This is a genomic window from Streptomyces sp. YGL11-2, from assembly GCF_050054615.1.
Lineage (GTDB): Bacteria > Actinomycetota > Actinomycetes > Streptomycetales > Streptomycetaceae > Streptomyces.
Window position 1 is genome coordinate 112,883 of sequence record NZ_JBNHIN010000026.1, and the last position, 6,360, is coordinate 119,242.

The 6,360-nt window shown below is 68.3% G+C and carries 4 protein-coding genes and 4 pseudogenes; 4 read left to right on the forward strand and 4 right to left on the reverse strand.

Features of this window, described 5'->3' with window-relative positions; all coding sequences use genetic code 11:
• On the reverse strand, positions 1-1,002 hold a 1,002-nt coding region (locus ACO1BR_RS26950; protein WP_426797684.1), incomplete at its 3' end, for a hypothetical protein.
• A gap of 744 nt (positions 1,003-1,746) precedes the next feature.
• The gene (locus ACO1BR_RS26955; protein WP_426797685.1) at positions 1,747-2,283 is read right to left on the reverse strand and encodes a hypothetical protein; all 537 of its coding nucleotides are present in this window, start codon (positions 2,281-2,283) and stop codon (positions 1,747-1,749) included.
• A 409-nt stretch (positions 2,284-2,692) separates the two neighbouring features.
• On the opposite strand from ACO1BR_RS26955, the pseudogene ACO1BR_RS26960 reads away from it, so the two are divergent.
• A pseudogene (locus ACO1BR_RS26960) lies at positions 2,693-3,148 on the forward strand (TrmH family RNA methyltransferase); the annotation flags it as partial.
• Between the two features lie 785 nt (positions 3,149-3,933).
• Here ACO1BR_RS26960 and ACO1BR_RS26965 read toward each other — a convergent pair.
• Together ACO1BR_RS26965 and ACO1BR_RS26970 are read right to left on the reverse strand one after the other, a co-directional pair.
• Positions 3,934-4,329 carry an SDR family NAD(P)-dependent oxidoreductase gene (locus tag ACO1BR_RS26965; RefSeq protein WP_426797686.1) on the reverse strand — a complete coding sequence of 132 codons (396 nt, stop codon included), beginning with the start codon at positions 4,327-4,329 and terminating at the stop codon, positions 3,934-3,936.
• A pseudogene (locus tag ACO1BR_RS26970) lies at positions 4,326-4,751 on the reverse strand (terpene synthase family protein); the annotation flags it as partial. The gene ACO1BR_RS26965 and the pseudogene ACO1BR_RS26970, both read right to left, overlap by 4 nt.
• 626 nt (positions 4,752-5,377) lie before the next feature.
• On the opposite strand from ACO1BR_RS26970, the gene ACO1BR_RS26975 reads away from it, so the two are divergent.
• The 3 genes and pseudogenes from ACO1BR_RS26975 to ACO1BR_RS26985 all read left to right on the forward strand — a co-directional run.
• Positions 5,378-5,719, forward strand: coding sequence for a hypothetical protein (locus ACO1BR_RS26975; protein ID WP_426797687.1), 342 nt, complete (start codon positions 5,378-5,380; stop codon positions 5,717-5,719).
• Positions 5,720-5,860: 141 nt separating this feature from the next.
• Positions 5,861-6,202, forward strand: a pseudogene (locus tag ACO1BR_RS26980) (allantoicase); the annotation flags it as partial.
• Positions 6,139-6,306: pseudogene (locus ACO1BR_RS26985) on the forward strand (IS110 family transposase); the annotation flags it as partial. The pseudogenes ACO1BR_RS26980 and ACO1BR_RS26985, both read left to right, overlap by 64 nt.
• Between the last annotated feature and the right edge of the window lie 54 nt (positions 6,307-6,360).

Consider the following 6,360-nt stretch of genomic DNA (forward strand, 5'->3'; position numbering starts at 1 on the left):
GCCAGCCCCTCCGGCGCCGCCCCTGCCGCCACCACCACCGGCCCCGCCGGCGCCGAAGGTGAACCCGTCGGCGGTGTTGCCGGCGCCACCGGCCCCACCGCTGCCGCCGTTGCTGCCAGTACCACCACCGCCGCCGGCCCCGCCCGTGCCGTTCTGTTGGCCCGCGCCACTGCCGCCGGTCGTACCGGAGTTGCCCACGGCACCGTCGTTACCGTTGTTGCCGTTCGCCCTGTCGTTGAGAACAAGCACACAGCTTGCTGCCCCGCCGCCGGTACCACCGGAACCGCTGATGGTTCCGCCGCCCCCACCGCCGCCGCCGAAACCACCGGCCCCACCGAGCGCGCCGGGAGCACCGCCGCCACCGCCCCTGCCGCCGGTCGCGGCCCTGGTGCCGGCGGTGCCGCCGGGAGCCAACGCCAGGTTCACCCCCGCGACGAGGGTCACCCTGCTGTCCTCGCCGGCTCCCCCGAGGGCGGCGGAGGTGCCTGCATTGCCGGGAGCGCCGCCGAAGGGGCCGCCACTGTTGCCGCCGGTGCCACCACTGCCGCCGGGCCCCGTACCGCCGGCACTCCCTCCTGCTCCCACCACGACGGTCAAGGTCACGCCGCCGACAGCTACGTCGGTGCACTTCACGTAGCTGCCGGAGCCTCCGCCACCGCCGCTGGCGCCTCCTCCGCCGCCTCCGCCTCCGCCCCCGCCGCCACCGCCCTGTGCGAGCAGGGCGTTGCCGCCGCCACCACCGCCTCCACCGCCGCCGCCACCGGCTCCTCCGCTCCCGCCGGCCCCGGCACCCCAGACCCTGATGGTGAGGGTCTTCACGTCGGTGACGCGGCCGGGAACCGTGAAGGTGTACCGGCCAGGATTCGTGAAACTCGTCTGCTGGTTCGGCTGTGCAGCCGCGCTGTCCGCGCCCACCATCGGCGGGAGCAGTCCGCCCACCAGGACCGCCACGCCTACGCCGACCCGCATTCCCGGGCCCGGGTGCCTGTGCCGGTTCGTCAAAGCCCGCACCATGATGCATCTCCCCTGACTCGTAGGTGTTGCGGACGAGAGCGAATGTGACGGGCCGTCGGTGGAATTCCTCACAGTCGCCCCATCCGAATGTTCATCCGGTCGAAACGCGATGCCAATGCCACGGGAAGGGCGGAAAGGAGCAGAGGAGGTATGGCGGTTCAGCCACTGCCGTATGGGGGATGCCTCTGAGGGGCGTGAGGCAGGCGGGAGCTGACGACAGGGTCCAGCCAGGTGCCCGCGTCCTCCGAACCTGAGAGGGTTCCCGGCTTTGCATCCCGACTGCGCTCACACTCGCGGCGACCCCGACCAGTTGCCGCAGATCCGCGCCAACCCATGGAACACACTGGAGTTCAGCGGCCGGATCAGTCTGCCCGACGGCCAAGCCGTAGACGAAGCCATCGTTGCCCTGCTGCCGGAGGGCTACCGCCCTGCCGCCCCCCGCACCGTCCCGGTCGCTTCCGACGCAGCGCGCCGTGAACTCCACCTCGACATCGCCCCCCAAGGGCCACGTCACCTTGCGAATCCAAGACGGCGGGACCGTGAAGGCCACCTGGCTCAGCCTCGACAGTGCCTCCTGCCGCATCGACGGCGGCGACGAGGAGTAGATGCCCTGGACGCCGCGTCGGTACCCGGAGTGCTGACCGCCGCCCGCACAGTTTGCCCCGCCGCCGACCGGCGGGGCACTCTGTGCGGGACAGCGGCCGTCCGATGCCGGGGTGTCGTCCGCGGCTGCTACGCGAAGGTCAGTGTCGCCGGGCCGCTTTGGCTCGGGACTCCCTTGCCCGCACACGCGGTGACGCTCAGGTCGGGCAGCGTGACCGTACGCGTGGCGGCACTGCCCTTCCCGAATCCGTCGGTCACCGTGCCGACGGCCGTGACCTGAGATGTGCCGTTGCCCAGTCGGTCCACGGAGGTGACCTTGAAGAGCACAGTGGATTTCTTGTCGTTGTTCCACTGGTAGGTGGGCTGGTCCTGGGTGCCGAGCGGGTTGTTGAGGGAGGTGCAGGACGCGGTCTCGGTGAGTTGGAACGTTCCCTTGCCGGACGTGATGCCGGCTGTGTCCTTGCAGGACGTGTAGACCTCGGTGATGGTCACCTTGGTCGACTTGGCGGTGTTGGTGAGCGGCGGATCGTAGGTGACGGTCTGGGTGCCGGTGCACGACAGGAGTGAGGTGTCGGCGTTTGCTGTGGCGGGTGCGAGGAGACCGCTGCACGCGAGCGCGAGTGCCGCGGTGATGCCGAGGGTCCGAGAGCGTATGCCGGCGAACACGGTGCCTCCTGGGGCTTCCGAAAGGAGTGGCTCACGCCGAGACCATTAGGGCACCGGTCTCGGCCAGTTGGCCAGATCCCAGCCACACATCACAGGAGTGCGCAGGCTCAATGCCGGGCGCGCCACGAACCCTGTGCGCCGCCTGTCTACAACACACCATCGTGCGTGCGACCGGAGTTGACCCTACGGACCGGCGGACGGCTAATACTGCAACCGCATCCCCGTGACGATCACGCTTCTCGCGCGTTGGATATGACTGCGTGCTGATGAGCTGACGGTTGAACAGGTCGAGTCGTGGTCCGAGGGCGCCCGTTGCGCGCAGTCGGCGAAGAGGGGGAGCACCTGCTCCGTCGCAGTCCGAAAGACGGAAGACGGCGGCGCGATGTCGCCTTTGGGTCTGCAAAAGGGTGCAGGTCAGCGCGTTGCCATCTTCGAGGACATAGTTGATCATGCGAATCTGGGGGCTGCTTTCCGCAACGCGGCCGCTCTGGGTGTGGACGCCGTCTTCCTCACGCCGCGCTGCGCTGACCCTCTCTACCGGCGGGCTGTGAAGGTGTCGATGGGCGCTGTCTTCCGCGTTCCCTGGACCCGGCTGACCTCTTGGCCGAAGGACATCGAGCTGTTCCGCCGGCACGGTTTCGTGCCGGCTGCTTTGTGCCTTGGCGAGAAGTCGATCACGATTGACGAACTGGCCGCCCGTCGATACGAGAAGCTGGCGCTCATGCTCGGAACTGAAGGCGAGGGACTGTCGGTCGACGCCCTGCGCGCGGCTGATGAATGGGTTCGGATCCCGATGGCCGCAGGAGTGGACTCCCTCAACGTCGCCGCAGCCTCCGCCGTCGCCTTCTACGCGACGAGGCTCTGAGCCCCGGCCTTCCCGCGCGTTTCGCTGATCCGCATCCCGGCCAGCGCCCCGAGGTAGACGAGCGTGAGCACGCGTCATGTAGTCGGTCCAGTGTGGTGCGGAAGCCGACGTGGCGATGGAGCAGGTAGGAGCAGAGCGGGGCGAGCGTATTAAGGCCGGCCAGCGCGAACAAGGCGAAGACATGAGCTGGAGATCGCGGGTGCAGTGATCAGCGCCGAGCCAACCCTGGCCGTGGTCATGGGCGGCTTCACCGAAGAAGCTGGTGTAGAGCCCGCAAGGAAGCCCCGCCCATAGCCCGCCTGGCACCCCATCCCGTATTCCCCGAACTGACGAGTTTGGGAGGGGAGTTGGAGCGCCATCCAGGACGCAGACCTCATACGTCACATCGCACACGGCACTGGCTCCGCTCCGGGCCCCTGAGCGGGCGGGGGCGGAGCGGGGCCGGTGCGGCAGCCGCGCGGCGGGAACGCCGGGCGGCATCGCCATCAGTCCAGGCCGGGCAGCCCCTTGGCGGGAAACTGGTTCGCACCCGGCAGCCCATGCGTGGGCATCGCCTCGCACTCTCCGTCCGAACTCAGATTCGGAGCCGAGGGGGGAGTGAAGAGTTCGGTCAACGCCGGGGATCGCCCGAACCAGGCAGGGGCGGGGCCCGGGTTGGCCTCGTGGCCAGCGTCTTCCCGGGTCATGAGGTTAACCCCGGTTCACGTCGGGTTGCAGGTCCGATCATCTCTGGTCGGTTCTGATCACACCTTTGCTGACTCGTTGCTGACTTCGCTGACGCCTCGTCAGTCCCCTTCGAGGTGTCCTGCCGGCGCAACCGCCTCAATCATGGTGAGCGTGCCGCCGTAGTCGACCTCCATGAGCCGCTTGAGGCCTACGATGCCGTGCTGGAGCAACGGACCCGCAGCGGCGCTGCCGGCCGCGTGCACCAGGCGGCGCGGGACACCGAGGCCCTGACACACCCGCCTGACGACCTCGGCCACGGCCACATGGTCGGTGACGTCGCAGTCGTAGGGAAGCATGCCGGAGCTGACGTCGCACAGGCCCTTGAGCTCGTCGCAGTTGACATCGAGGACGGCCACTCGCCAGCCGGCCGTGGCCAGTCGCAGGGCTGCCGCCCGGCCGATGCCGCTGGCGGCTCCGGTGACCAGAGCGACCCTCGGTTCTTGCTGTGCGGTCATGTGACTCGCCTGTCTGAGACGGGGGCTTCGGGGAGGAGCCCTTCGACGTAGCCGGGTTCGTTTGCGGGGAGGTAGTTGCCGGGCAGGTAGAGGGCGGACTCCGTCGACCACTGGATGTTGCCGATCACCCATGCCTTCATCGCGTCCGCGTATTTCACGGCTGCCTGCGTCTGCTGGGGAGATGCTCCGAGTCGGCCGCACACCTTACCCAAGTCCTGCTCCAGTTCCAGGAAGCGGCGCGTACCGGAGTTCACCAGCTCGGCCACGTGCTTGATCGCCTCATCATCCCGACCGCACCCACGGTCGTGTTCGACTGCGATGACGATGTTGTCCACGTCCCCCCGGGCCTCGTCCTTCTCCAGAGAGAAGAGATCATTGCCGGTGTAGATGGCATCGTTGGCGATCTGCCGCATCACCGTGAGGAGCCGCCAGTTCCTCCGACGAGGTCATGGACAGCAGAGTGCGCGCCGCAGCAGATGACCAGGATGCGACTTCGCCCGAGACGCCAAGACCAGGGCCAGGTGGCGCGGCTGCTGCCAGCCGCTCGGAAGGACTTCGGCCTGTGGGTGTCCCACCGCAGCGCCCTCTGCCTGGCGGTGGATGGCGCTCACGGGACAAGATCGTGAGACGAAATCCTGGTGTCCTCGAATGAGACGGTCCGGGAACCCCTGGTCGTCAATTCGGAATGAGACGGTCCGAATTGGAACCTACACGCGCGGCGTACTGTGAGGCTATGCGGCCCTACCCGGATCGTCCTGCTGGGCGACGGTCTGCTCCGAGTGCGCGGATCCTGGCGTGGGAGACGTTGGTGGCCCGCTGACCTGCGACAAGACGGAACGTAATATTCCAGATATTAAACCTCTCAACGATGTGCTGCTTGCCACATTTCACGCGCCGCAGAGCGGTGATGCGATATGGCATGCCCACGTTGATCCCGAATCGCGGCCCCGTGCGGCCGCCGCGCACCGTCGACATCCAACTACCCCGCCCTCACGGGGAGCTGATAGGAAGATGCCGTAAGATCAACTTCAAGAACACAGGGGGAACGGTGCGCACACGCGCCCGCGCGGCTCTCTCCGCGCTGACTCTGACCGCCACTCTGGCGGGCTCCGGCATGGCCTTCGCCGGGACGGCACACGCAGACAGCGGCTTCTCTTGCCGCATCACCGCGTCCGCCGCCAACATCCGGTCCCAGGACAACGCGCACTCGACGATCGTCGGCGTTGGCTACTCGGGAGACACCTGCCACGAAACGAACATGGCCAACCCGGGGGACGGATACATGTGGTACTACGTCACGATGGATGGCTCCGGGGTTTCCGGCTGGGTCCGCGGTGACCTGCTGTGGGTCGACGGTGGGCCCGGCACCTGCATCCCCGAGAGCTGCTGAACCCGGCACCCGCCCAGGACGCGAACGGTGAAGGGCCCGGCACTCCGACGTGCCGGGCCCTTCACCTGTTCGACGACGCTGCGCTTCGACGAGTGCTCGTGGCGGGCCCGTTCCCCTGCCGCGTGCACGTGGGGGAGGGCCCCTGACGGTGGCATCGCCCGCCTCCGCGTCCACGGCGAGGTCGTCCCGGCGCCCGACTGGCTCGCCGCGCTGGGCACCTTCGACCTCGCCGCACTGGAGAACGGCGGCCAGGTCGAGGACGCCTCGAACGGCCTCTACTCCTCGCCCGCCAACAACATCCAGCCGTGCTGCTCCCGTGGGATGGGCGGCGGCTGGGAGACCCGGCGCCGCCGCGGCACCGGCAATGACTGGGTCCGCTACCGCCTCACCGAGCAGTCCTGGATCCGCGCCGTGGAGAGCGACTCAACCGCGGTGGCGACAGGCAGGCCAAGGCCGCCTTGCTCCGGATCGTGCAGACCCGGCTGCGCTTCGACCCGCGCACCCGTGACTACTATGAGCGTCGCGTCAAGGAGGGCAAGACCCGGCACGAGATTGTCCGATGCCTTAGTGGGCGGTTCGCGAGTTGATGTCCGTTTCGGAGTGAGGCTTGGGGCAGGGGTGCTGGCTGCGGTGCCGGCTAC

Bases quoted from the DNA above. Each gene is read 5' to 3' on its own strand.
- ACO1BR_RS26965 (WP_426797686.1), bottom strand. From the start codon at position 4,329: ATGACCGCACAGCAAGAACCGAGGGTCGCTCTGGTCACCGGAGCCGCC.